Origin of the sequence: Pseudomonas ovata, assembly GCF_003131185.1 — a bacterium.
Taxonomy (GTDB): domain Bacteria; phylum Pseudomonadota; class Gammaproteobacteria; order Pseudomonadales; family Pseudomonadaceae; genus Aquipseudomonas; species Aquipseudomonas ovata.
The window spans coordinates 1-718 of sequence record NZ_QFFU01000065.1 but is presented as its reverse complement, the minus strand read 5'-3'; the positions used below and the strand labels follow the sequence as shown (position 1 = coordinate 718).

Here is a 718-nt window from a genome sequence, read left to right as displayed (position 1 = left end):
TCAGCGTCGGCAACAACCTGCAGCTTAATGGCGCGACCCTGCGCGACAGCGTCGGTAATGATGTCAACACCACGCTCAATGGCCTGGGCAGCACCACGGGCGTGCTGGTCGACGCGATCGTGCCGGTGGTGGGTTCGGTCGGCCTGCCGGCCGATGGCAGTTACAACGCCGACGATATCCTGAGCTTCACGGTCAACATCAGCGAAGGGGTGGTGGTCGATACCGCCACCGGTACGCCGCGGCTGGTCTTGACCGTGGGCAGTGCGACCCGCTATGCCAGTTATGTCTCGGGCGCCGCCAGTGGCGCGCTGGTGTTCCAGTACACCGTGCAGGCGGGCGACACCGCCGCCAGCGGCCTGGGCATCGGCAGCACCCTGGACCTCAATGGCGGCAGCGTGCGTGATGCGGCCGGCAACAACCTGACCCTGAACCTCAATGGCCTGGGCAGCGCCGCCGGTGTGTTGGTGGATACCACGGCACCGACCGCCAATAGCATTGCTCTGGTCGATACCAATCCGACCACCAGCAGTACGGTCAACTACACCGTGACCTTCAGCGAGGCCGTCAGCGGCGTGGACAGCGGCGACTTCGCGCTGGCCTTTACCGGCGGTGTCAGCGGTCGTATCGCCTCGGTCACCCAGGTCGATGCACGGACTTACCGTGTGCAGGTTGACAGCCTGACCGGCAACGGCAGCGTGCGCCTGGACCTCAATAGCAG

1 protein-coding gene is annotated in these 718 nt (G+C 65.3%); it reads left to right on the top strand.

What is annotated here, in order from left to right:
• Positions 1-718, top strand: a 718-nt coding sequence (locus DGA31_RS29940) for a hypothetical protein (RefSeq protein WP_161959255.1), incomplete at both ends; no start/stop codon positions are given.